Raw genomic sequence first — 23,408 nt, 5'->3', positions numbered from 1 at the left:
AGTTTTTCATGTCCTCATTCGGCAGGGGAATACATGGGGGCAATGATGTTTTTGTTGATGCGTGCGTAGAAGCCAAGGCTCAGCAGGACACTGACGATCTCAGCGATGAGGAAGGCCCACCAGACATTGTTGACATTGCCGGTCTGTGCCAGCAGCCATGCGGCCGGCAGCAGCACGAACAGCTGACGGCAGACCGAAACGATCAGGCTGAACACACCGTTGCCCAGTGCCTGAAACACCGAGCTGAGCACGATGCTGGCACCCGCCAGCAGGAAATGCAGGCAGATGATACGCATGGCCGGGATACCAATGGCCAGCATGGCATCACTGGCTGCAAAGATGCCCAGCACCTTATCCGGCGCGAACTGGAAGATACAGAAACCAATGAGCATGATGCACTCGGCATAGCAGACTGCCAGCATGATGGTTTTTTTCACGCGGTCCGGTCTGCGGGCACCGTAGTTGTAGCTGATGATGGGCACCATGCCGTTATTCAGGCCGAAGATGGGCATGAACACGAAGCTCTGCAGCTTGAAGTACACACCGAACACCGCCACCGCCGTGGCCGAGAAGCTCATGAGGATCAGGTTCATGCCAAAGGTCATCAGGCTGCCCACGCACTGCATGGCAATGCTGGGCAGGCCCACCGTGTAGATGCGGCCAATGGCCTTTGCACTGGGGCGGAAGCCCTTGAAGCTGATCTGGATATCTGGGTTCCTGTTCAGGTTGAAGAACAGGGTCATGCCTGCGCCGCAGAACTGGCCGATGACCGTTGCCACAGCTGCGCCGGTGGTACCACTGAGGGCCTCACCGCAGTAGCCAAAGATGAAAATGGGGTCCAGAATGATGTTCACCACTGCACCCACCAGCTGGCTGATCATGCTCAGGTAGGTGCGGCCGGTAGCGGCCAGCAGCTTTTCGCCCATGGTCTGGGTGAAAAGGCCCAGACTGAAGATGCAGCACACCGAAAGATACTGGATGCCCTGCTGCGCAATAGCCGCATCACTGGTCTGTGCATAGAAATAGGGCTTCATGCAGGTAAGGCCAATGACGAGGAACACCACGAAGCTGCACAGCGAAAGAAAGATGCCGTTTTTCGCCGTGGCATTGGCGCGGCTCTGGTTCTTTTCGCCCAGACTCTTGGACAGCATGGCGTTCACGCCTACGCCGGTGCCCACGCCCACAGCGATCATCACATTCTGCAGCGAGAAGGCGAGGGACACAGCGGTGAGGGCGCTTTCACTCACATGGGACACGAACACCGAGTCCACCACGTTGTAAAGCGCCTGCACCAGCATGGAGATCATCATGGGCACGCTCAGCTTGACCAGCAGAGGGTTGATCTCCATGGTGCCCATAATGTTTTCCCGCGTTTGGGCGGGAGAGGTTTGGGGTTGCTTTGTTTCCACGTTTGCTCCTTTTTACATTGGGATTCAGGTGATATGGCAAGGCCGCTGCCGAATAACTCCTTCCGTCATCGCTGCGCGATGCCGCCTTCCTCAATGAGGGAGGCATTGGCAAAATCAGAAACTTCATTATACTGCCAAAGGCTCCCTCTCCGAGGGAGCTGGCACGGCGGGAGCCGTGACTGAAGGAGTAAAACAGTCGCCGTTGCCCGAAACGTGGGCAGGGTGCCGGAGCACCCTACCCACGAATCATCGCTGTTTTATTTTGAAGTGCCCGGGCGGTCAGCCAAGGTTCTTCTCCTTGGCGGCGGCTGCGTCCAGGATCATCTTCACGCAGGTCTCGCGGCCCAGAGCAGCGTTGATGGCCAGATCATAGTTGTGGGCATCGCCCCAGCGGTTCTGGGTGTAGTAGTTGTAGTAGGCAGCACGGTTGCGGTCGGTCTTTTCCACCTCGTCCTTGATGCCCTTTTCGTCCTTGGCCTTGACCAGAGGATTGATCTTTGCGTATTCCAGCCGCCACTCCTTGGGGGCGTACACGAACACGCGCAGCACATCCTTGCGCTCACGCAGCACATAGTCGCCGCAGCGGCCCAGGATCACGCAGGGGCCTTCCTCGGCCAGCTGCTTGATGATGCGGCTCTGAAGAATGAACACCTGATCGCCCAGCGGCAGCTCATTGCCCATGGTGTACAGACTGTACAGCAGGCTGTGAGTATGCCGTTTTTCACTGGCGGCAACAGCTTCTTCCGAAAGACCGGAGTGCTTTGCTGCCATGGTGATCAGCTCTTTGTCGTAAAGCTTGATGCCCAGCGCATTTGCCACATCTTCAGCGATGTAGCGGCCGCCCGTGCAGTATTCACGTCCCAAAGTGATGATCGTCTTTGCCATAATGTGTTCCTCCTATGTCTTGATCTATAGCCCAAAGGCTTTGGGTCTGGCCGGTCATTCCGCCGGCTTTTCCTGTGCCTGGGAAACAGGTTGCTCCGGCATGGGGCGCGGCTTTGGCAGCCGCACCTCCGCCACGCGCATGGCACCGGTCTGGTCCACTGCATACACGCTGCAGCGGCAGCCTGCGGCCATGATCTTTTCCGGGAAGCGGATGCCGCCCTCCGGCGTGCGCTCCATCCGGCAGAAGCTGCGGTGGGCGGTGGTGGCGTGGGCCACACCGTCGTGGCACGCACAGGCCACCCAGCCGGAAAAGCCTTCCGGCAGCGGGTCCTTCACACCGCGCTGCTCAAAATAGTAAACGTCTGCCGTCTCGCCGGGCACCAGCTCGCAGCGCATCCGCAGCGGACGGTTGGCGGCAATATCGCGGGGTTTTGCCCGCAGTGCGATGGCGCGCCCGGTAAAGTACCGCATAAAGTCCACCAATGCCATGGTGCAGTTCACTGCGCCGTTGGAATCTGCGGTGGGGTCGTTCAGCAGCACATAATCTGCCATTACGGCATCGTCGTGGCCAAAGCCGCGCAGGCCCATCCAGACCCGCACCGGGTCCCGCTGGCCGCGGATGCGCCGCTCCACCTGCACTGCCACACAGCAGTCATCGTGGATCTGGGCACGCAGGTCGGCAAGGTCCATCCATGCCTGCCAGCAGGGGTAGCCGCAGCAGCCGGCGGCAGCAGCCGCAAAGGCCGCATTGGCGGTGGTGCTGTGGGCCATGTCCTCCATCACATAAGCCACTTCTTCGGGCAGGACATCCTCGCCCCAGCAGTTCATCAGTGCCGCCATGACCAGCGGCAGATCCATGGTGCGCCCAAAGCTGGGATCGTGGGCCGCAAGGCAGTATTCCGGCAGATAGAGCTGCCGGTTCAGCGGGTGGCCGTTGTGCTTCTCCCACGCCAGCGGCCGCACTGCCGCGGCCAGCAGGCGCACTGCGGGCGAGACCTTGTCATCGTTGGTGGAAAGGTTCACCTGCAGCTGCACGCCGGTGCCGCCGCCGGGCGTTGCCACGGTCACGGTATCGCCCATGAGGAAGATCATGCCGTCGTCACTCTGGGAATTGCAGCTGCAGCGGGGGTAGCCCGGTGCCCACTTGCCAAAGCTCATCCAGCCGGTCCAGTTTCCTCCGGCATATACCCGGCAGCGCACCTCCACCATGGTGTTGTGGGGCGCAAAGGCGTTCCAGCTGACATTCAGGTTGCAGAAGGCCGGCATGGCAAATTCCGGCGTGGTGTAGCTGCCGTATTGCAGGCAGCGGCCCGCCACGCTGTCCAGCACCAGCGCGCCGCCGTCCAGCGCCACATTGTCCAGCTGCCCGCGGGAGAAGGTCTCGGTGCCCTGCAAAACCAGATTATTCCGTTGTTCCATGGAGCACCTCTCCTTTGCGGAAGTTCAAATTTACTCTTCGGTGTCGTCGGTGCTTTCGCCGTAGTCCTCTTTGAGGGCGGCTTCCAGCTCGGCATCCTTCATTTTGCGGATGCTCTCCTCAATGTGGAACACCTTTTCAATATCGCCGTAGATGATCTGGCAGGATACTTCGGTCACGAACCAGAAACCGAAGATCAGCATGAGCAGCAGGCCCAGCGGCATGCACAGGATCACCACGCCCCAGAACAGGATCTGCACGATGGCCGCCGCCAGTGCGTGGGGCAGGAACGCGATCATGCAGTTGATGCTGTTTTTCACGGTCAGGCTGAAGGGCTGATCCAGCAGCACGATCTGCGGCCACATGTAGGCGAACAGCATCTGGAAGATGAGCAGGTTCAGCACCGTGGCCACCCACAGCGGCACGCCCACATTGGTGCCCTTGCTCAGCATATTGAAGCAGAAATACACAAGGAAGATCTGCGCCGTGACCACCACACAGTAGAAGATGCCCGGCGCGATGCTGGCCTTGAAGTTGCGTTTGAAAGCGCGGCGGTAGGTCACCCACCAATAACCGGCCTCATCGCGCAGGGCGCGCAGCACGGTATCGTACATGCCGGCCAGCGCAGGCCCGGCCAGAATGCCGCCCACCGCAGCGCTTGCCAGCATGACAGGCAGGCTGTTTGCCAGAAAGCCGATGTACACCAGACAGATCACCGGCAGAAAGCCGATGCAGGCCAGCAGGTTTGCAAGGAACATGCCGTTCATATCACGGCCCACAAGCTCAAAAAAGCGGCCTATGCCGGTCTTGCGGGGAGCATCCTTTTCAACGCCCTTACCGGCCTTGAAGTCATTTGCGGAAGGAAATAAACCCATGTTCGTATGGTACCTCTCTCTTCATCCATTGGGCCGGCAGAAAGCATTTCGTGCAGAAAGTGCCATTGTGCTGGCTTTACAACTATAAATATACCCGCATTTTGTCAATTTTGCAAGACCGCAGATCCTCCGATTTGTAAAAAAAGTGTTATTTCTCCCCTTTTTACAAAAAGTGTGATACAATGACAATGGCATATTTTGCCGAAGGGAGGAAAACACAATGAGTATTTTTCGCACGATTGCGATGTTTATCTACTTATTTGGTTATATGATCGTCCATTATGGCGTGCTGCGCCGGGCGGAACGCGCTCTGGCTGCAGGCGACATGCAGCTGGTGGAAGAGCTCGTCAACAAGCATATCCCGCACTGGAGCCGGGGCATTTTAAAGGTGACCGGCGTTTCCCTGAGCGTGGAGGGCCTTGAGAATATCCCCAAAGATACGGCCTGCGTGTTCGTGGGCAACCACCGCAGCTACTACGACATCCCGCTTTTGCTGGCCAGTCTGGATAAGCCCCACGGCATCCTTGCCAAGGAAGAGCTGGAAAAGATCCCGCTGCTGAACCGCTGGATGAAGCTGCTGGGCTGCGTGTTCGTGCAGCGCGACGACCTGCGGGCATCCGTGCGCGCCCTGAACGATGCCACTGCCATCGTGGAGAGCGGCAAGAGCTTCGTCATTTTCCCGGAGGGCACCCGCTACAAGGGAGAAGAGGGCGGTGCCGGTGAGTTCAAGGCCGGTGCATTCCGCATTGCCGTCAAGACCGGCGCACCGGTGGTTCCGGTGGCCATTACCGGTGCACGTGCCCTGTTCGAGAACAATGGCAACCTGTGCCATCCGGGCAGCGTGCATATCAAGGTGCTGCCGCCCATCCGGACTGCAGGCATGAGCAAGGCCGAGCAGAAGCAGCTGCCGGACGCTGTGCGTCAGGCCATTCTGGCACAGCTGTAAATCAGAACTTGGAGGAAACTGCCCCATGGCAAGCTACCGTTACGAACGCGATATCGACCCCAAAGACCTCCAGCCCCGCAAACAGCGCCAGTACACCCGCAAGGAACGCTGGGCCAACTGGTGGGATTATAACCTCAAGTGGGTCATCATCATCGGTATCATCGTGGTGTTCTTCGGCTACAACTTCATCGGGCAGTATTTCTTTACCGTCCATGCAGACTATAACGTGGCCGTGGTGGCACCCCACTACCTGCCGGAAGCCACCCAGACCGCCCTGCAGGACACCCTTGCCGCCTACGGTGAGGACCGGAACGGCGACGGTAAGGTGGTGGTAAAGCTGAACCTCTACACCATGGACTTTGGCAACGAGGACTCGGATGCCTACCTTGACATGGCAGGCACCACCAAGCTTTCCACCGACATTCAGGGCGCGCTGAGCTCCATCTTCATCCTGTACGACCCAGCCGGGTTCCAGCAGACCACCGGCACCCTGCGCTACCTTGACGGCAGCCTGCCACAGTCCGACGCAGACAGTGACTGGTGGAACATGGTCTACCGCTGGACCGACTGCCCGGTGCTGACCGGCCTTGATCTGGGCGATTACGCTTCTGATGCTGTGCAGAGCGAAAGCGGCTCCAGTCAGGAGCTGATGAGCCGGTACTATATCGGCATCCGCGGCGCATGGAACAAGGACTCCGCCGACCTGCTTGAGGACGGCGAAGAACTGTGGAACAAGCTGACCGCCGGGGCTGTTTCTACCGCCAGTGCAGAGGGCTGAGCCATGCGGTTCCGGGTAAAGCGCGGCGGGCCTGCCGCCGGGTTCACATTTGACCGCACAGCAAAGCCGGTGCAAAGGCCAGAGCCGGAAAAGCCGGTCTCCCTTGCACAGGCGCTGGATAATCCCTATGGGAGATATTACGGCAAAGCAAGGAGCCGGGAAGAACTGCTGAAAAACAGATAATATGCAAATAGAACTCCCCCAGTCGCCTTCGGCGACAGCCCCCTCGGGGAGGGGGCCCTTGGCAGAACCGGAAACTTTTCCGCTTTGTCAAAGGCTTCCTCTTTGAGGGAGCTGGCAAACCCGCAAGGGTTTGACTGAGGGAGTTCGTTTTCTATTTTGTTCTTTTTACACATATCTGATTTGAAATATTCTCCCCTTTGAAACGCCGGAGGTTTTGTTGTTTCTCCGTCCCAGTTATGGTATACTTACTGGGTATCTATTATCTTGATGGTATTTATCATACATACAAAAGGATGTGAACCCATGGACGCACTGGAACAGGCGCGCGCCGAGATCGACACGGTGGATGCCCAGCTGGCTGCGCTGTTTGAGCGGCGGATGGCCGCCGTGCTGCAGGTGGCCGAATACAAAAGAGCCCATGGCCTGCCCGTTTACGATGCCGCCCGCGAGACGGCAGTGCTGGAGAAGGCTGCGGCCCGCATTCAGGACCCGGCCCTGCGGCCCTACTATAAAGACCACGTGCAGAACCTGATGGACGTGGCAAAGCAGTACGAAGCCGTGGTGCTGAGCCAAAACCGCGCTGCCTATCAGGGCGTAGAGGGCGCTTTTGCCCACATTGCCCTCCGGGCGCTGTTCCCCCACGCCGAGGCTGTGAGCTATCCCACCTGGGACGAGGTGTTTGACGCGGTGGAACGCGGCGATGCTGCCCGGGGCGTTGTTCCCTTTGAGAACAGCCATGCGGGCGATGTTTCCGCCGTGCTGGATCTGTGCTATAACCATCCGGCGCTGTGGGTGGTGGATGTGTACGATCTGCCCATCTCCCAGAATCTTCTGGTGCTGCCGGGCACAAAACTCGACCAGATCAAAAGCGTCTACAGCCACCAGCAGGCCATCGCCCAGAGCGAGACCTTTTTAAGGCAGTTCGGCCTGCCCGCCACCGCCATGGCCAACACCGCCATGGCCGCAAAGTTCGTGGCCGAAAGCGGCGACTCCTCCAAAGCGGCCATTGCAAGCGTGGAGACGGCGGCACTGTACGGGCTGGAGGTGCTGGTGCCCAGCATCAACACCGACGGCGACAACACCACCCGCTTTATCGTGCTCAGCCGCGAAAAGCCTACCGGCGGCAACCGGTTCTCGCTGCTGTTCACGGTGGACAACAAGCCCGGCAAGCTGGGCGAGGTGATCCAGATCATCGGTGCCAGCGGCTTCAATATGGAGTCCATCAAGAGCCGGCCCATGCCTCATGTGCCGTTTGAATATTATTTTTACGTGGAGCTGGTGGGCGACCCCACCGCCGACGAGACCGCCGCGCTGCTGCGCGAGCTTGACCGCACCTGCCGTACCGTGCGGCTGTTAGGAGTGTATACCAAATGAGTGAATTTATCGGAACCAAGCTGACCATGAATCTGGGCGAGCGCAGCTATGACATCATCGTCAAGAGCGGCTCGCTGGAAAACCTGTACCAGTTCGCCCGGCTGGACCGCCGTGTGGCCGTTGTGACCGACAGCGGTGTGCCCGCACAGTACGCCCAGATGGTGGCCGACCAGTGCAAGGATGCCCACATCATCACGGTGCCGCAGGGCGAAGCCAGCAAGAGCTTTAAAATTCTGGAATCCGTCCTCAAGCAGATGCTGGAATTCGGCATGGGCCGCGGCGATCTGGTGATCGCCGTGGGCGGCGGCGTGGTGGGCGATCTGGCCGGTTTTGCCGCTTCCATCTACATGCGGGGCATCGACTTCATCAACTGCCCCACCACCACCCTTTCCATGATCGATTCCTCCATCGGCGGCAAGACCGCCGTGGATCTGGGCGATACCAAAAACATCGTGGGCGCTTTCTGGCAGCCCAAGCTCGTCATCGTGGATCCGGACACCCTTGCCACCCTGCCCCGCCGCCACTTCATCAACGGTCTGGCAGAAGCCGTCAAGGCAAGCCTGCTGGCAGACCCCGAGCTGTTCGCGATCTTTGAAAATGGCGATGTGGATGCCCAGATCGGCGAGATCATCTGCCGCAGCCTGCGGTTCAAGAAGAATATCGTGGAGCAGGACGAGACTGAGCAGGGCATGCGCAAGGCGCTCAACTTCGGCCACACCATCGGCCACGGCATCGAGGCCGTCAAGGGCATCAAGGGCCGCCGCACCGTGGGCCTTTACCACGGCGAGTGCGTGGCGCTGGGCATGCTGCCCATGATCGAATCCAAGGCACTGCAGAAGCGGGTGCGCGCGGTGTACCGCCGCCTTGGCCTGCCCACCCGCACTACTTACGATAAGGAAAAGGTGCTGGCTGAAATGCTGCACGACAAAAAGGCACAGAGCGGCCAGATCACCATTATCAAGGTGCCGGGTCTGGGCTGCTGGCGCGCCGAGACCATCCCGGTGGAGGGCCTGCGTCCCCTGCTGGGCATTGAGGAGTAAGCCATGAAAAATACATTCGGCAGCGACCTTTCGCTGACCATTTTCGGCGAGAGCCATGGCCGCGCCATCGGCGCGGTGTTGGACGGCATGGCCGCAGGCGTGCCGGTGGACGAGGCATTTCTCGCCGCCTGCATGGACAAGCGCCGTGCCCGGGGCGACGGCCTGTCCACTCCCCGGGTGGAAGCGGATACCGTGCAGCTGCTGTCCGGCGTGATGAACGGCCGCACCACCGGCACTGCCATTGCCCTGATGATCGAAAATACCAACACCCGCAGCGGCGATTACGCCAAGACCGCAGACCTTCTGCGCCCCGGCCATGCAGACTATACAGCCTATGCCAAGTACCATGGCTTTCAGGATGCGCGCGGCGGCGGGCACTTCTCCGGCCGGGTGACGGCCGCCTTTGTGGCGGGCGGTGCCATTGTGCTGAGCGCACTGCACCGTGCGGGCATCGACATCACCACCCATATCGCAGAGTGCGCCGGCATTGCGGACACCCGCTTTGCACAGGATGATGCCGCACAGCTGGCCGCGCAGGTGGAAGCCCTTGCCAGCAAGCCCGAGGGCTTTGCGGTGCTGGATGAAACCGTAGAAGAACCCATGAAAGCCGCCATCCGTGCCGCCGGTGCGGAGGGCGACAGCGTGGGCGGGATGCTGGAAACCGCCATCCTCGGCCTGCCGGCCGGCATCGGCGAGCCCTATTTCGACAGCGTGGAAAGCGAGATCGCACATCTGGTATTTTCCGTCCCCGCCGTCAAGGGCATCGAGTTCGGCACCGGCTTCGGCTTTGCCGGGATGCGCGGCTCCGAAGCAAACGACGCCTTCCGCATGACACCGGAGGGAGCAGTCGTCACTGCCACCAACCACAATGCGGGCATCAACGGCGGCATCGCCAACGGGATGCCGGTGGTGTTCCGCACCGTGGTCAAGCCCACACCCAGCATCTACAAACAGCAGGATACAGTAGACTATCTTGCCAAAAAGGACGCGCAGCTGTCCATTCAGGGCCGTCACGACCCCTGCATCGTGCCCAGAGCCGCCATCGTGCAGACCTGCGCCGCCGCACTGGCTGTGGGCGACCTGCTCACGGCACGTTACGGCGCGGCATGGATGACCCACCCCACCAGCTTCCGGAAGGAGGACGAGTAAAATGGAATACGGACTCATCGGCGCAAAACTCGGCCACTCCTACTCCAAGATCATCCACGAGATGCTCTGCGGCTACCACTACGACCTGTGCCCTCTGCCCACCGAGGAAGAGGCCCGGGCCTTTCTGGCAAAGCGGCAGTTCAAGGCCATCAATGTGACCATCCCCTATAAAAAGCTGGTGATGGAATACTGCTCCTACATCGACCCGCGGGCCAAGGCCATTGGAGCGGTGAACACGGTGGTGAACAAAAACGGCCTGCTCTATGGATACAATACTGATTACATGGGCTTTGCCCACCTGTGCGACGCCCACGGCGTGAATTTTGCAGGCAGGACCGTGCTCATTCTGGGCACCGGCGGTACCCACAACACCACCAGCGCGGTGGCCCGGGACAAGGGCGCGGCAAAGGTGCTGACCGTCAGCCGCCATCCGGACCCGGAAAAGGGCGAGCTGAGCTATGCCGAGGCCGTTTCCAGCGGGGCGCAGATCGTGATCAACACCACCCCAGCGGGCATGTACCCCAATGTAGGTGTGTGCAATCTGGACGTTGCCGCCATGCCGGACCTCGAGGCTGTAGTGGATGTGGTATACAACCCCGACAAGACCGAGCTCATCCTCCGCGCCGAGGAAGCGGGCGTGCCGGTGGCTGTGGGCGGCCTTGAAATGCTGGTGGCGCAGGCAGTGTATGCCGCAGAATATTTTCTGGACCGCAAGTTTGAGGATGCGCCGGTTGAAATTCGGCGCATCACCGCCGCACTGCGCCGGGATATGCTGAACATTGCCCTGATCGGGATGCCCTCTTCCGGCAAGACCACCCTCGGCAGGATGCTGGCAAAGAGCCTTGGCCGTACCTTTGTGGATCTGGATGAGGAGATCGTAAAGACCGACGGCCGCAGCATCCCGGATATCTTTGCAGCCGAGGGCGAGGACGGCTTCCGCGCCCGGGAGACCGCCGAGACCCGCCGTTTCGGCAGGGAGGGGCGGCAGCTCATCTCCTGCGGCGGCGGTATCGTGAAACGGCCCGAAAACCTGTGGGCGCTGCACCAGAACGGCGTCATTCTGTTCATCGACCGGCCGGTGGATGCGCTGGCCGTGGGCGGCGGCAGGCCGCTTTCTTCCAGCATGGACGCACTGCGCCAGATGGAAGCACAGCGCCGTCCGCTGTATCTGGCAGCGGCAGATGCCGTGATCCCCAACAACGGCACACTGGACGAAGCCCTGCGTGCCGCCATGGAGGCATTGGATGAAATTTTTGATTCTTAACGGCCCGAACCTCAACATCATGCGCTGGTCGGAGCCGGGCGTACCCGGTGAGCTGGATTATAACGCCATCATGGACTATGTGCAGGCAGGCTGCGAACAGCTGGGCATTGAGACCGACTGCTGCCAGTCCAACCACGAGGGCGACCTCGTGGACGAAATTCAGGCTGCAGCGGGCCGGGTGGACGGCATCGTGCTGAACCCTGGTGCCTACGCCCACTACAGCGTGGCCATTCTGGATGCGCTGCGCCTGTGCGGCGTACCCGCCGTGGAAGTGATGCTGCACGCCCCGGACGAGCGGGAGCCCTTCCGCAAGATGGATGTGGTATCCTTCGGCTGTCAGGGTCATTTCATCGGCGAAGGCCCGCAGGGCTACCTGCACGCCTGCATCTATCTGGCCCAGTTGCTGCGCACCGACGGCTCCAGCAAGGCGCATATCGTGATGTAAAAGGATGAACACGGGCAGCGGGCTAGCCCTCTCCGTCATCGCTACGCGATGCCACCTCTCCCAAAGGGAGAGGCCTTGGCAGTACGGCAAAGTTTCCGGTTTTGCCAAGGGCTCCCCCTTTGGGGGAGCTGGCGCGAATGCGCCTGAGAGGGCGAGGCCGCTGCCGTAGAGGAAGCCGTCCATGAAACATGCAACTGTAAATAAAAACAATAAAATGCTTGGCACAGCACGCACATTACGCCGTAATCTGACCCCACAGGAGCACAAGCTCTGGTATGTGTTTCTGCGTGATTATCCTGTAAAAATCTACAAGCAGCGGATCATTGAATCCTTTGTCGTTGACTTTTACTGTGCACAGGCACGGCTTGTGATCGAGCTGGACGGCTCTCAACACTATACCGAGCAGGGCAAGGCTTATGACGCAGAACGAAGTACGGTCCTTGAACAGTATGGACTGCTGGTTCTCCGTTTTGCAAACAATGATGTAGACAATCATTTTGATGCCGTCTGTGCGCAGATTCACAGCACCATTCAGCACAGGCTTCCATCTTAAAACAAACAGGAAAGGAACAAACTCCCATGATCATCTCCACCAAAAAAGGGACTCCGAAGGGCGAACTGGAAAAGATCGTTGACAAATTCGAGAAGCAGGGTCTGGACGTGACCCTGATCACCGGCAAGGACTACAACGTGTTCGGTCTGGTGGGCGACACCACCAAGATCGACGAACGGGATGTGCTGGCAAACCCGTGGATCGACAACGTCACCCGCGTGTCCGCGCCCTATAAGCGCGCAAACCGCCTGTTCCACCCGGCAGATTCCGTGATCGACTGCGGCGGCGTGAAGATCGGCGGCAAGGAAAAGATTGCCGTCATGGCAGGCCCCTGCAGCATCGAGGGCGCAGAGCAGGCTCTGCGCATTGCACAGGGCGTGAAGGCCGGCGGTGCCACCCTGTTCCGCGGCGGTGCCTACAAGCCCCGCACCTCTCCCTACTCCTTCCAGGGCCTTGAGACCGAGGGCATTCTGGATATGGTAAAGGCCCGCGAGGCCACCGGCATGCCCATCGTCTCCGAGCTGATGAGCGAGGACCGCATCCCGGAGTTTGAGGAGTACGTGGACGTGGTGCAGATCGGTGCCCGCAACATGCAGAACTTCCAGCTGCTCAAGGCCGTTGGCAAGATGCACAAGCCCGTGCTGCTCAAGCGCGGTCTGTGCAACACCATCGAGGAGTGGATCATGAGCGCCGAGTATATCATGGCCGGCGGCAACGAGCAGGTCATCCTGTGCGAGCGCGGCATCCGTACCTTCGAGAAGTACACCCGCAACACCCTCGATCTCTCTGCAGTACCCATCATCCACGAAAAGACCCACCTGCCCATCATCGTGGACCCCAGCCACGCCACCGGCAAGGCCAATCTGGTGGAGCCCATGATGATCGCTGCCGTGGCCGCCGGTGCCGACGGTCTGGAAGTGGAGGTCCACTACGACCCGCAGCACGCATGGAGCGACGGCGCACAGTGCCTGACCCCGGATTCCTTCGCACAGGCCATGGCAAAGTGCCGTCAGGTGGCATGGGCCATTGGCCGGGATATGTAAAAGGCAAGCGTCCTCGCCCTCTCAGTCTCACATTCGTTCGACAGCTCCCCCAAAGGGGGAGCCCTTGGCAAAACCGGAAACTCTGCCGTACTGCCAAAGCCTCTCACTTTGAGGAAAGACTTCCCCCGCTCCGGGGGAAGATGTCACCGCAGGTGGCAAAAGGGGGAGTGTGGCATCGCGTAAGCGATGACGGAGAGGGCGAGCTGCCTAAAGGGTTTATCTATGCTTGTAACAATAACACGATCCCCCAGTAAAATTTCCGGCACCATCACTGCCCCGCCCAGCAAGAGCATGGCTCACCGTGCTGTGCTCTGCGCGGCACTGGCCGAAGGACGCAGCCACATCACCAATCTGGAATTCAGCAAGGACATCTCTGCCACGCTGGGCGCAGCGGCACAGCTGTGCGCCCGTGTGCGCACCGGCGCAGACGATGCTGTGGTGGAAGGGCTGGGGCATTTTGTGCCTCTTGCTGCGCCGGTGGACTGCTGCGAGAGCGGCAGCACCCTGCGCTTTCTCATCCCCATCGCCAGCCTGACCGGACAGGCAGTTTCCTTCACCGGCCGCGGGCGGCTGATGGAGCGGCCCCAGTCGGTGTATGAAGCTCTGTACCGGGAGCAGGGCCTGCGGTTTGAGCAGAGCGCTGCCGGGCTGACCGTGGAAGGGGCACTGACCCCCGGCGAATACCGCCTTGCAGGCAATGTATCCAGCCAGTTCATCAGCGGGCTGCTGTTTGCTCTGCCGTTGCTTTCCGGCAGCAGCACTCTGCACCTCATCCCGCCGGTGGAGAGCCGCAGCTACATCGATATGACCCGCTCTGTGCAGGCAGCCTTCGGTGTGCAGAGCCATTGGCTGGACGAAAACACTCTTGCCATCCCGGGCGGGCAGCACTATCGCCCCTGCGATTACACCGTGGAGGGCGATTACAGTCAGGCCGCGTTCCCGGCGGTGCTGGGTGCAGTGTGCGGCGGCGTGACCATCACCGGCCTTGCCCCGGAAACGCTGCAGGGCGATGCCGCCATTCTGGATATCCTGCGCCGCTGCGGCGCAAAGTTCACCCAAACAGAAGCGGGCATCCCCTTTACAAAGTCACCGCTGCACGGGGTGGACATCGACCTTGCGGACTGCCCGGACCTTGGCCCTGTGCTCATGGTGCTGGGCCTGCTGTGCGAAGGCACTACAGTCATCCGCAACGCAGAGCGTTTACGCCTGAAGGAGAGTGACCGCATCGCTGCCATGGAGGCCGAGCTGCGTGCCTGCGGCGGCGTGCTGGAAAGCGAGGGCGGCACCATTACGGTGCACGGCTGCGCGAACAGGCTGCACGCTCCGGCGGGTGTTCTGCATGGGCACAATGACCACCGTGTGGTCATGAGCCTTGCGGTGCTGGCCCTGAGTACGGGCATCCCCCTGACCGTGGACGATGCCGAAGCCATTACAAAAAGCTGGCCGAATTTCTTTGAAGCCATCAAGCCCTTGGGCGCGGAGGTGGAATATGCTTGATAAAACAAAACGTTATCTCGTGGTGGGTCTTGGCCTGCTGGGCGGCAAATACGCGCTGGAACTGACGAAAGCCGGCTTCCATGTGGACGGCATCAACCGCAGCGAGGGGCATTTGCAGTACGCGCTAGAGCACGGCTATATCGCCAGCGGCAAGACCCACGATTTTGAGGACCTTGTGAGCAGCGCCGACCACATCATCTTTGGTCTGTACCCCACAGCCCTCATCGAGTGGTTCCGCACCTACGGCCATCTGCTCAAGCCCGGCTGCATCTTTACCGATGTTTCCGGCGTAAAGACCGGCCTTGTGGAGCCGGTGCAGGCCATGTGCCCGGCGGGCGTGGAGTTCATTGCCAGCCACCCGATGGCAGGGCGTGAGACTTCCAGCGTGGAGCACGCCGCCGAGGTGAACTTTGCCCCGGCCAACTTCATCATCACCCCCACGGAAAAGAACACACCAGAAGCCATCCAGTGGCTGCGAGAGCTGGCCGAAGTGCTGGGCTTCCACCACATCTGCACCCTGACGGTGCAGGAACACGACAAGATGATCGGCTATGTGAGCCAGCTGTGCCATGCCATCGCCGTGAGCCTGATGTGCGCCAACGATAACTCTTCGCTGTGCGAGTACACCGGCGACTCCTTCCGTGATCTGACCCGCATTGCACGCATCAACGATAAAATGTGGGCAGAGCTGTTTTTGTGGAATAAGGAAAACCTCATCAGCGAAATCGACCAGTTCGATGCTGCGCTGCAGCAGATGCGCGCTGCCCTTGTGGCCGACGACCGGAACAAGCTGGAAGAGATGTTCCGTCTTTCCACCCAGCGCCGCGCGGCGTTCGACAAAAAACTGCCCGAATAAACCGGAGGTGCTCCCATGCCCAAGCAGGAAGGCCAGAAATCCAAGCTTTTGACCCTTTTGCGCATTCTGGAACAAAAGACCGACGAAGAACACCTGCTCAATGTACCGCAGCTGGTAGAGCTGCTGGAACAGCAGGACATTCTTGCCGAGCGCAAAAGCATCTACAGCGATATCGACACCCTGCGCAGTCTGGGGTATGACATCCAGCTGCGGCGCGGGCGCGGCGGCGGCTACTGGCTGGCCAGCCGCACCTTTGAGCTTTCTGAGCTGAAGCTGCTGGTGGATGCCGTACAGGCCAGCAAGGTTGTGTCGGCACGCACCAGCAGTAAACTCATCCATAAACTGGAAGCCCTCTGCTCCGACTACGAGGGCACCCAGCTGCAGCGTCAGGTGTACGTGGACGGCCGCCCCAAAAGCGACAGCCACACCCTGCTTTACAGCATCGATGCGCTGCACAGCGCCATCAATGCGGGCAGAATGGTGCGGTTCCGCTACAAGGACGGCGGCACCCGCACCGTCAGCCCGTGGCAGTTGGCATGGGAAAACGGCTGCTACTACCTTATTGCTTATCAGGACGAGAAAGAGCCTGCGGACATCCGCAACTACCGCGTGGACCGCATGTCTGCCGTGACGGTGCTGAGCGATGCCCGCCGGGGCAAAGCCGAGTTCCGCCAGTTCGACCTGCCCGCCTATCTGCGCAAGCACTTCAACATGTTCGGCGGGCCGGAGTACCGGGTCACCCTGCGCTGCACCGCCGACCTGGAAAGCGCCATGCGCGACCGCTTTGGCAAAACGCCGCTGTTCGTGCCGGAGGAAGACGGTGCATATTTTCACTTTGATGTGCCGGTATGCGTCAGCCCCCAGTTCTACGGCTGGGTGTGCGGCTTTGGCGGCAAGGTGGAAGTAACGGCTCCCGCCGAGGTGCGGCAGGGCCTGCGGGAAATAGCCAAAAAATTAGCGGAGATGCATCAATAACCGAAAAGAACGGCTCCTGCCCATTGGGTAGGAGCCGTTCTCATATATGGAAGTTATTCTTCAAATTCCAGATCGCTGGGCAAAATCAGGTCCAGTTCCGCGGCAGGTTCTGCCACAAGGCGGCGGCTCTGGTGGAAGATGGCCTTTTCCAGCGTGTTGCGGGCAAGACGGCCGTTGCCGGCGGTGCGGCTGTCCAGCGCCTGACGGCGCTTGTAGTAGCCCAGCAGCGGGAAGGTACAGCCCTCGGCAAGGCGGTAGCCCTTGCCCTTTGCCAGCACGTTGGTGATGTCCAGCAGCTCGTCTGCCGTGTAGTCCGGAAACTCGATCTTGTTGGGGAAGCGGCTGGCAAGACCGCTGTTGGCGGTAAGGAACACCTCCATCTCCCGGGTGTAGCCCGCCAGAACGACCACCAGCTCGTCCCGGTGATCCTCCATGCCCTTCACAAGGGTGTCGATGGCTTCGAGACCAAAGCTGTCCTGCTCGCCGCGGTAGAGGCTGTAGGCTTCATCGATAAACAGCACGCCGCCCAGCGCACTCTCGATGACGCTGTTTGTCAGCGGGGCGGTGTGGCCGGTGTAGCGGCCCACAAGGTCGGCACGGGTCACTTCCACCAGCTGACCGCCCTTCAGCGCGCCGATGGCCTTGAGGTACTTTGCCACCAGCCGGGCAATGGTGGTCTTGCCGGTGCCCGGGTTGCCGGTGAAGATCATGTGCATGGAAAGGCTGGCGGTCTTGAAGCCTGCCGCCGCGCGGCGCTGCTGCACCTGCAGGTTATCCGCCAGACCGAACACATACTCCTTGACCGTCCCAAGGCCCACAAGGCCGTCAAGCTCTGCGCGGACCGCTTCTGCGGCCCCCGTGTACTCGGCGGGCAGCAGGGCAGACAGCGCCTGCTCCCCGCCGCCGTTCAGGCTGAACCACACACCCTCCGGCTTTGCGGTCAGGGTGACAGTGCCGGTAAGCTTTGCATCCGTCTGCAGGCAGTATTCGCTCAGGGCGCGGAACATTTTATCGCAGCATTCCGCAAGGCCCGCCGCACCCTTTTCCTTAGAGCACTGGGCGGCTACATAGTCCCGCACATCGGCCCCGGCAGAGAGGGTCAGCCCAAGGCGTGCGCTCACCTTCTGGGCCAGCGCATTCAGCTGCTGCGCCGCCAGTGCTGCAAGGTCCTCGCGGGCAAAGGCGCTGGTCTCGCACACATCGCCCACCGCCGCCACAAAGGGCGCACCGAACTTATCTGCCAGCGCGTCCCGGCCCTTGCGGGAAAAGAAGATGAGGTACTTGCCGCAGGGCGTGATGCTGCTCACCGCTCCCGGTGCCAGCGCCGTGCCTGCATCCACAAGGATGCCCTCCTTGTTCACCAGATACCGGCTGGAAAGCGGTGCGCTGCCCTTCACAGCAAGGTCTGCAAGAGTCTTGAGGAAAGCCGCATGGCAGCTTTCGTAGTGCTCAAAGATCACGATCTCCCCGGGTGCGTGCAGGGCCGCGTACAGATCCTGCAAAAACAGCTTTTCCGCACCGGAATTGGGGTAGAGGGCAAGGTCCACCACCGCGGTTTTGTCGCTCTGCAAAAGGCCCCGCGCCGCCATGATGCGGGCGGTCTCTTCCAGCGCAAAGTGCCGTCCGGTGCCTGCACCTCCGCAGATCAGGATCACATTGCGTGCCGCCGGGCGCTCAGTGCCCAGCACAAAGGGCCGGCGCATGGCGCGCACCACGCTGTCCACAAAGGCATCCTGCCCGAGAACGGTCTTTTTCACCTCGGCGGCAAGGCCCTCAAAGCTGCCAAGGTGCTCTGCGGTCACATCGGCAGTGCCCTTGGCAAGCAGGCCGTCCGCTTCCATATCCCGCAGCATCTGGCGGCTGTCCTCCAGAGCAGACTGCACCTCCGTGTCCTGCGTTTTCAGCTGGGCATTCTGTTTTTTGAGCAGGGCATCCAGCTGCTTCTGGTTTTCCAGCAGGGCAGCGTTCAGGTCCGGCACTGCGGGCGCTTTGGCCTTTGGCGTTTTGCTTTCCGGCTGGGCCGTGCCGCCAAAGCGCGGCTTTCCCCCTGCGCCGAACACACCGTTCATAAGGTTTTCCCAATCGTCGGTATATGCCATGGTTTGCCCTCCGTTTTTGTCGTTTTCTTCCAGTATAGTGTACCCGGACAGCTTTTGCAATTCCCTCTTGAAAAATCCACACCGGTTGTTTACACTTACTGTATGGAAAATAAGAAGAAGGAATGAAGGAAACCATGAGTGCCAGAACCCCCGCTGAACTGAAAGAACTGTTCGAGAGCGACACCTTTGCCCGGGACACCACCTGCACCGGGCCGTTGGGGCCGGAGTATACCCTTTCCGGCACGCGGCTGCGTCTGTGGGCACCTACAGCTCAGAGCGTGTGTGTGAACCTTTACCGCAAGGGCCATGGCGGCGTGTGCATGGGCACCCTGCCGCTGGAACGCGGGCCGCAGGGCGTGTGGAGCATCTATCTGCCCGGCGACCAGCACGGCCGTTACTACACCTTTACGGTGACGGTGGACGGCGTGAGCCGCGAGACCGGCGACCCTTACGCCCGCGCTGCCGGTGTGAACGGCACCCGCAGCATGATCGTAGATCTTGCCCGCACCGCCCCCTCCGGGTGGGAGCGGGATGTGCGTCCGGTCATCCCGCCGGAGCAGCGCGCAGTGTGGGAGGTGAGCGTGCGCGACTTCTCGCAGGACGCTGCCAGCGGCGTGCGCCCGGCATGGCGGGGCAAGTTCATGGCCTTTACCCAGCAGGGCACCACCCTGCACGGGGACGGCATCCACCCCACCTGCCTGAATTATTTAAAGCGGCTGGGCGTGAAGTATGTGCAGCTGATGCCCATTTTCGACTTTGGCAGCGTGGACGAGGCAAAGCCGCTGCTGCGGCAGTACAACTGGGGCTATGACCCCACCAACTACAATGTGCCCGAAGGCAGCTATTCCACCGACCCCACCCGCGGCGAGGTGCGCATCCGGGAGTGCAGGGAAATGATCGCAGCCCTGCACGCGGCGGGCATCGGCGTGGTGATGGATGTGGTGTATAACCACATGTACCGCAATGCGAACCCGCTGAACGACACCGTGCCCTGCTACTTTTTCCGCCAGAACGAGGACGGCAGCTTTTCCAACGGCAGCGGCTGCGGCAATGAATTTGCCAGCGAGCGGCCCATGGCCCGGCGGTATATGATCGATTCCATCCTCTACTGGGCGCAGGAATACCACATCGACGGCTTCCGGTTCGACCTGATGGGCCTGTACGACGTGGAGACCATCAACGCGGTGCGCACCGCGCTGGATACGCTGCCCGGCGGGCGGGATATCCTGATGTACGGCGAGCCGTGGCAGGGCGGCGGCAGCCAGCTGCACCGGTACGAGGCCAACAAGGCGAATCTGGCCATGCTGAACGAGCGCATCGGCATCTTCTGCGACGACACCCGCGACACCATCAAGGGCGGCTGCTTCAACGCCCGGGAGTCGGGCTATGTGGAGGGCAGGCCCGGCAGCTTCTGGGATATCGGCGGCGCGGTGGCGGCATGGTGCCGCAGCGACCGTCTGCCGTCCCACGCGCCCAGCCAGATCGTGAGCTATGTTTCCGCCCACGACAACTTCACCCTGTGGGACAAGCTGCTGCTGGTGCGGTACGAAAAGCCGGAGTTCACGGCGGCAGACAGCACAGCCCTTGCCCAGAACCGGCTGGCGGCGGGCATTTACCTGACCAGCTTCGGCCTGCCTTTCCTGCAGGCGGGCGAGGAGTTTGCCCGCACCAAAAAAGGGAAGGGCAACAGCTACCGCTCTTCGCCTGCGCTGAACCGGCTGGACTGGGAGCGGGCCGAAAAATATCATGCACTGGTGGACTACTACCGCGGCCTGCTGGCGCTGCGGGCAAGGTTTCCGCGGCTTTCCAGCACCGACCCCCACGCGCCGGATGCCCTGCACTTTTTCTCACTGGATCAGCCGCTGGTGGGCTGGCAGCTGCCCGCCCAGTGGGGCGACGGCGCAGCATGGCAGGCGCTGTGCGTGTTCTATAACCCCACCGAGACCAGCAAGGTCGTGCCGCTGCCGGTTGGGCGCTGGCAGATGCTGAGCGACGGCATATCGTCCAGCCTGTGGCGCGGCCCGGCAAGAGTGTATGAGCACGAGGCCGTGCTGATGCCTTACAGTGCCGCCATCTTTGGACAGATATAAAAACAGGAGCGGATGGAAAACTCTCATCCGCTCCTGTTTTCTATTTTGCTCAGCTGTTGGAAGCCGTCTTTTCGCCCAGTGTCACATTGACCGTCTGCATCTGGCCGTCGCGTGCAATGGTGATGGAAAGCGTATCGCCTGCTGCGTGCTTCTGCATCAGAGTGCCAAGGTCGTCCTTGGAGGCGATCTCGGTGCCGTCCACGCTCACGATGCGGTCACCGGCCTGCAGGCCTGCCTTTTCGGCAGGGCCGCCCTTGACCACCTCCACAACGTAAACGCCGTAGGCATTCACGCCCAGTTGAGAAGCAGTCTGTGCGTCGGTCACGGCCAGATAGGTGATGCCCAAATAAGGCCGTCCGGTCACATAGCCGTTCTCCAGCAGTTCCTGTGCCACCTTGATGGCATCATTGATGGGGATGGCAAAGCCCAGACCCTCTGCATCGCTGGAAGAGGATTTTGCATTCACAATGCCGACCAGCTCACCGTTCATATTGAACAGGCCGCCGCCGGAGTTGCCGGGGCTGACCGAAGCATCCATCTGGATCAGGGACATGGTGTTCACAGAGCTGCTGCCCTGAATGGTGACGCTGCGGTTCAAAGCGCTGATCATGCCGCCGGTCACGGTGCCGCCCAGCTCACCCAGCGGGTTGCCCACAGCCATCACGCTCTGGCCCACCTTCAGGCTGTCGCTGTTGCCCACGGTGGCGGGGGTCAGGCCGTCAGCATCGATCTTGATGACCGCGATATCGCTGGTGGTATCTTCGCCCACAAGGGTGGCGGTGTAGTCCTTGTCACCAATGGTAACGGTGATGGTGGAAGCGCCGTCCACCACATGTGCACAGGTGAGGATGTAGCCGTCCGAGCTGATGATCACGCCGCTGCCGGCACCGCTCTCCACCTGATTCTGGCCGTACCACGACCACTGAGAGTAGACCACCTGCTCCGTAGTGATGACCACCACGCTGGGGCTGACCAGATCAGCCACCTGTTCCGTGGTCAGGCTGCTGCCGCTGCTGGATGCTGCGGTGATGGAACTATCCGAACCGGGTGCACTGTCGGCCGTAGAGGAAGGTGCCACCTGCTGAATGACCACCTTGCCGCTGCCGCCAAACTTTGCCCCCACAAAGCCGCCCGCAAAGCCCATGGCTGCGGCCAGCACCAGCGCCACAGCGCTGCGTGCAACGCGCTTGCCATTGAACTTTTTCTTCTTTTTAGGGGGCTGCGCGTCCTGCGGCTGTACCGGATGTACCGGCGGCGTTGCACCACCTGCGCCGTTGTCTGTCTGCGGAGCGGTGTAAGCGGTCTCCGGTTCCGGCTGCGGGTCGTTGTACTGGTTGGCGGTGTTCATGCCGCTGCTGCCCACATTGGGATAACCGGTATCTCCGCTTTCGTTTTTATCCTGAGAGGAATAATCATATTCCCATTTGTTCTCATTGTCCATGCTGATACTTCCTTTCCGTAAGGGATACGTCCACAGGAGCCCTGTTCCGTTGAACTGCTCCTATTGTAACCATCAATTGTGAAAATCAATCGCGCGCGCCGTGAAGAAACTGTGAAATAAAGACGCGCTTTCCACCCTTGACAGCGGCCTTTGCGCTTGCTATTGTAAAAGTGTAAATTCAGGAGGAACACACCATGGAACTGCACCGCACAGACGAGGGCTTTGCCCTCTATAAGGAAAAAACACAGATCGGCTTCTGCGCGCTCACGCCCGCCCCGAAGGGGGCTGCCATCACCGCGTTTGGCATCGAACCGCAGTGGCGGCGCAAAGGCTACGGCTCCTATCTATTAAAAGAAGTCTTGCGCGCCTACGCCGGATACGACCGCGAAAAGGCTACCGTATTTACCGCCCCGCTGCCCGCCGATGCCGCAGAGCTTGCGTTCTGGGCAAAGTTCGGCTTTGCGGCAGAAGGCAGGCAGCTGGTGCGCCGCCGCACGCCGGACCTGACCGCCGTCAAGTTCGTGCAGGACTTTCTGGCCGCGCGGCTGGCACAGCCGCGCCTTTGCATCGATGCTACCTGCGGCAACGGCGGCGACACGGCCTTCCTGTGCGGCATCACCGCGCCGGAAGGAAAGGTAGTCGGCTTTGACGTGCAGGAAGCTGCCATTGCATCCACCCGGAAGCATCTGGAGCAGCTGGGCGTGCCTGCCGCCCGGTATGAGCTGCACTGCCAAAGCCACGCAGACCTTTTACAGGTTGTGCAGCCAGGCACGGCAGATGCGGTGATGTTCAACTTTGGCTGGCTGCCCGGGGCCGACCACGCAGTGTTCTCCACCGCGCAGAGCAGCATCCCCGCCCTGCAGGCGGCTTTGGAAGCCGTGCGCCCCGGCGGCGTGGTGAGCGCCATCCTCTACAGCGGGCAGGTCATCGGCACGGATGAAAAGCAGACGGTGCTGGAATATCTCCGGGCACTTCCGCTCAAAAGTTTTACCGTTCTGGTGTGTGATTTTGCCAACTGGGCCGAAACCGCCCCTCTGCCCTGCATCATCCTGAAAAAATAACGAAAACACTTGCATTATGGAGCGTTTT

Annotated in this window: 21 protein-coding genes; 15 read left to right on the top strand and 6 right to left on the bottom strand. The window is 60.6% G+C overall.

The features are described from left to right. Window positions 1-14 precede the first annotated feature (14 nt). The 4 genes from DW937_RS06155 to DW937_RS06140 form a co-directional block, all read right to left on the bottom strand. A complete protein-coding gene (locus tag DW937_RS06155; protein WP_120120437.1) occupies window positions 15-1,409 on the bottom strand; it encodes an MATE family efflux transporter in 1,395 nt (464 codons plus the stop codon). A gap of 279 nt (window positions 1,410-1,688) precedes the next feature. Next, a complete protein-coding gene (locus DW937_RS06150) occupies window positions 1,689-2,294 on the bottom strand; it encodes a cytidylate kinase-like family protein (RefSeq protein WP_120120436.1) in 606 nt (201 codons plus the stop codon). 54 nt (window positions 2,295-2,348) lie between these two features. Next, the gene (locus tag DW937_RS06145) at window positions 2,349-3,713 is read right to left on the bottom strand and encodes a hypothetical protein (RefSeq protein ID WP_118527709.1); all 1,365 of its coding nucleotides are present in this window, start codon (window positions 3,711-3,713) and stop codon (window positions 2,349-2,351) included. 30 nt (window positions 3,714-3,743) lie between these two features. Beyond that, complete coding sequence (locus DW937_RS06140) at window positions 3,744-4,586, bottom strand: DUF624 domain-containing protein (RefSeq protein ID WP_120120435.1); 843 nt, start codon at window positions 4,584-4,586, stop codon at window positions 3,744-3,746. Between the two features lie 220 nt (window positions 4,587-4,806). Here DW937_RS06140 and DW937_RS06135 point away from each other — a divergent pair, with 220 nt between their 5' ends. The 13 genes from DW937_RS06135 to DW937_RS06075 all read left to right on the top strand — a co-directional run bounded on the left by DW937_RS06135 (window position 4,807) and on the right by DW937_RS06075 (window position 16,689). Beyond that, on the top strand, window positions 4,807-5,532 hold the full coding sequence (locus tag DW937_RS06135; protein ID WP_005943505.1) for a lysophospholipid acyltransferase family protein: 726 nt from the start codon (window positions 4,807-4,809) through the stop codon (window positions 5,530-5,532). 25 nt (window positions 5,533-5,557) lie between these two features. Beyond that, window positions 5,558-6,310 carry a hypothetical protein gene (locus tag DW937_RS06130; protein ID WP_120120434.1) on the top strand — a complete coding sequence of 251 codons (753 nt, stop codon included), beginning with the start codon at window positions 5,558-5,560 and terminating at the stop codon, window positions 6,308-6,310. A gap of 3 nt (window positions 6,311-6,313) precedes the next feature. After that, window positions 6,314-6,493 carry a hypothetical protein gene (locus DW937_RS06125; RefSeq protein ID WP_005943509.1) on the top strand — a complete coding sequence of 60 codons (180 nt, stop codon included), beginning with the start codon at window positions 6,314-6,316 and terminating at the stop codon, window positions 6,491-6,493. Between the two features lie 303 nt (window positions 6,494-6,796). Further along, window positions 6,797-7,867 (top strand): prephenate dehydratase domain-containing protein, encoded by a 1,071-nt coding sequence (locus DW937_RS06120; RefSeq protein WP_005943511.1) that lies wholly within the window; start codon window positions 6,797-6,799, stop codon window positions 7,865-7,867. After that, window positions 7,864-8,907, top strand: a complete 1,044-nt coding sequence (gene aroB / locus DW937_RS06115; RefSeq protein ID WP_097774639.1) for a 3-dehydroquinate synthase — start codon at window positions 7,864-7,866, stop codon at window positions 8,905-8,907. The genes DW937_RS06120 and aroB overlap by 4 nt, the downstream gene beginning before the upstream one ends. 3 nt (window positions 8,908-8,910) lie before the next feature. Further along, window positions 8,911-10,056 (top strand): chorismate synthase, encoded by a 1,146-nt coding sequence (gene aroC / locus DW937_RS06110; RefSeq protein ID WP_120120433.1) that lies wholly within the window; start codon window positions 8,911-8,913, stop codon window positions 10,054-10,056. Between the two features lies 1 nt (window position 10,057). Further along, window positions 10,058-11,320, top strand: coding sequence for a shikimate kinase (locus tag DW937_RS06105; protein ID WP_120120432.1), 1,263 nt, complete (start codon window positions 10,058-10,060; stop codon window positions 11,318-11,320). Next, a complete protein-coding gene (locus tag DW937_RS06100; RefSeq protein ID WP_120120431.1) occupies window positions 11,301-11,765 on the top strand; it encodes a type II 3-dehydroquinate dehydratase in 465 nt (154 codons plus the stop codon). The genes DW937_RS06105 and DW937_RS06100 overlap by 20 nt, the downstream gene beginning before the upstream one ends. A 181-nt stretch (window positions 11,766-11,946) precedes the next feature. Continuing rightward, the gene (locus DW937_RS06095) at window positions 11,947-12,318 is read left to right on the top strand and encodes an endonuclease domain-containing protein (protein WP_120120430.1); all 372 of its coding nucleotides are present in this window, start codon (window positions 11,947-11,949) and stop codon (window positions 12,316-12,318) included. A 26-nt stretch (window positions 12,319-12,344) separates the two neighbouring features. Then, complete coding sequence (aroF, locus tag DW937_RS06090) at window positions 12,345-13,361, top strand: 3-deoxy-7-phosphoheptulonate synthase (protein ID WP_118527689.1); 1,017 nt, start codon at window positions 12,345-12,347, stop codon at window positions 13,359-13,361. Between the two features lie 222 nt (window positions 13,362-13,583). Next, window positions 13,584-14,858, top strand: coding sequence for a 3-phosphoshikimate 1-carboxyvinyltransferase (gene aroA, locus DW937_RS06085; protein WP_120120429.1), 1,275 nt, complete (start codon window positions 13,584-13,586; stop codon window positions 14,856-14,858). Continuing rightward, complete coding sequence (locus tag DW937_RS06080; protein WP_120120428.1) at window positions 14,851-15,714, top strand: prephenate dehydrogenase; 864 nt, start codon at window positions 14,851-14,853, stop codon at window positions 15,712-15,714. The genes aroA and DW937_RS06080 overlap by 8 nt, the downstream gene beginning before the upstream one ends. Before the next feature lie 15 nt (window positions 15,715-15,729). Beyond that, complete coding sequence (locus DW937_RS06075) at window positions 15,730-16,689, top strand: WYL domain-containing transcriptional regulator (protein ID WP_118527685.1); 960 nt, start codon at window positions 15,730-15,732, stop codon at window positions 16,687-16,689. A 53-nt stretch (window positions 16,690-16,742) separates the two neighbouring features. Here DW937_RS06075 and DW937_RS06070 read toward each other — a convergent pair whose 3' ends face one another. Further along, complete coding sequence (locus DW937_RS06070) at window positions 16,743-18,788, bottom strand: AAA family ATPase (RefSeq protein WP_120120427.1); 2,046 nt, start codon at window positions 18,786-18,788, stop codon at window positions 16,743-16,745. 134 nt (window positions 18,789-18,922) lie between these two features. On the opposite strand from DW937_RS06070, the gene pulA reads away from it, so the two are divergent. After that, window positions 18,923-20,878 carry a type I pullulanase gene (gene pulA, locus DW937_RS06065; protein ID WP_243111433.1) on the top strand — a complete coding sequence of 652 codons (1,956 nt, stop codon included), beginning with the start codon at window positions 18,923-18,925 and terminating at the stop codon, window positions 20,876-20,878. Window positions 20,879-20,927: 49 nt separating this feature from the next. Here the strand turns inward: pulA and DW937_RS06060 are convergent, their stop codons facing one another. Beyond that, on the bottom strand, window positions 20,928-22,319 hold the full coding sequence (locus DW937_RS06060) for a trypsin-like peptidase domain-containing protein (protein WP_118527679.1): 1,392 nt from the start codon (window positions 22,317-22,319) through the stop codon (window positions 20,928-20,930). Between the two features lie 194 nt (window positions 22,320-22,513). Here DW937_RS06060 and DW937_RS06055 point away from each other — a divergent pair, with 194 nt between their 5' ends. Further along, window positions 22,514-23,380: a bifunctional GNAT family N-acetyltransferase/class I SAM-dependent methyltransferase gene (locus DW937_RS06055; RefSeq protein ID WP_120120425.1), complete on the top strand. Its 867-nt coding sequence runs from the start codon at window positions 22,514-22,516 to the stop codon at window positions 23,378-23,380. Window positions 23,381-23,408 lie beyond the last annotated feature (28 nt).

The organism is Faecalibacterium sp. AM43-5AT (assembly GCF_003603345.1).
Lineage (GTDB): Bacteria > Bacillota > Clostridia > Oscillospirales > Ruminococcaceae > Faecalibacterium > Faecalibacterium taiwanense.
Note: the sequence above shows the minus strand (reverse complement) of the source record. Positions and strands in the feature narration are given on the sequence as shown.

Coding starts and splice junctions, on each gene's coding strand:
- DW937_RS06130 (WP_120120434.1), top strand. CDS start 5,558: ATGGCAAGCTACCGTTACGAACGCGATATCGACCCCAAAGACCTCCAG.
- aroF (WP_118527689.1), top strand. CDS start 12,345: ATGATCATCTCCACCAAAAAAGGGACTCCGAAGGGCGAACTGGAAAAG.
- DW937_RS06150 (WP_120120436.1), bottom strand. CDS start 2,294: ATGGCAAAGACGATCATCACTTTGGGACGTGAATACTGCACGGGCGGC.
- DW937_RS06055 (WP_120120425.1), top strand. CDS start 22,514: ATGGAACTGCACCGCACAGACGAGGGCTTTGCCCTCTATAAGGAAAAA.
- DW937_RS06070 (WP_120120427.1), bottom strand. CDS start 18,788: ATGGCATATACCGACGATTGGGAAAACCTTATGAACGGTGTGTTCGGC.
- DW937_RS06060 (WP_118527679.1), bottom strand. CDS start 22,319: ATGGACAATGAGAACAAATGGGAATATGATTATTCCTCTCAGGATAAA.
- aroA (WP_120120429.1), top strand. CDS start 13,584: ATGCTTGTAACAATAACACGATCCCCCAGTAAAATTTCCGGCACCATC.
- DW937_RS06140 (WP_120120435.1), bottom strand. CDS start 4,586: ATGGGTTTATTTCCTTCCGCAAATGACTTCAAGGCCGGTAAGGGCGTT.
- DW937_RS06075 (WP_118527685.1), top strand. CDS start 15,730: ATGCCCAAGCAGGAAGGCCAGAAATCCAAGCTTTTGACCCTTTTGCGC.
- DW937_RS06125 (WP_005943509.1), top strand. CDS start 6,314: ATGCGGTTCCGGGTAAAGCGCGGCGGGCCTGCCGCCGGGTTCACATTT.
- DW937_RS06080 (WP_120120428.1), top strand. CDS start 14,851: ATGCTTGATAAAACAAAACGTTATCTCGTGGTGGGTCTTGGCCTGCTG.
- DW937_RS06100 (WP_120120431.1), top strand. CDS start 11,301: ATGAAATTTTTGATTCTTAACGGCCCGAACCTCAACATCATGCGCTGG.
- DW937_RS06120 (WP_005943511.1), top strand. CDS start 6,797: ATGGACGCACTGGAACAGGCGCGCGCCGAGATCGACACGGTGGATGCC.
- DW937_RS06145 (WP_118527709.1), bottom strand. CDS start 3,713: ATGGAACAACGGAATAATCTGGTTTTGCAGGGCACCGAGACCTTCTCC.
- pulA (WP_243111433.1), top strand. CDS start 18,923: ATGAGTGCCAGAACCCCCGCTGAACTGAAAGAACTGTTCGAGAGCGAC.
- aroB (WP_097774639.1), top strand. CDS start 7,864: ATGAGTGAATTTATCGGAACCAAGCTGACCATGAATCTGGGCGAGCGC.
- DW937_RS06095 (WP_120120430.1), top strand. CDS start 11,947: ATGAAACATGCAACTGTAAATAAAAACAATAAAATGCTTGGCACAGCA.
- aroC (WP_120120433.1), top strand. CDS start 8,911: ATGAAAAATACATTCGGCAGCGACCTTTCGCTGACCATTTTCGGCGAG.
- DW937_RS06105 (WP_120120432.1), top strand. CDS start 10,058: ATGGAATACGGACTCATCGGCGCAAAACTCGGCCACTCCTACTCCAAG.
- DW937_RS06135 (WP_005943505.1), top strand. CDS start 4,807: ATGAGTATTTTTCGCACGATTGCGATGTTTATCTACTTATTTGGTTAT.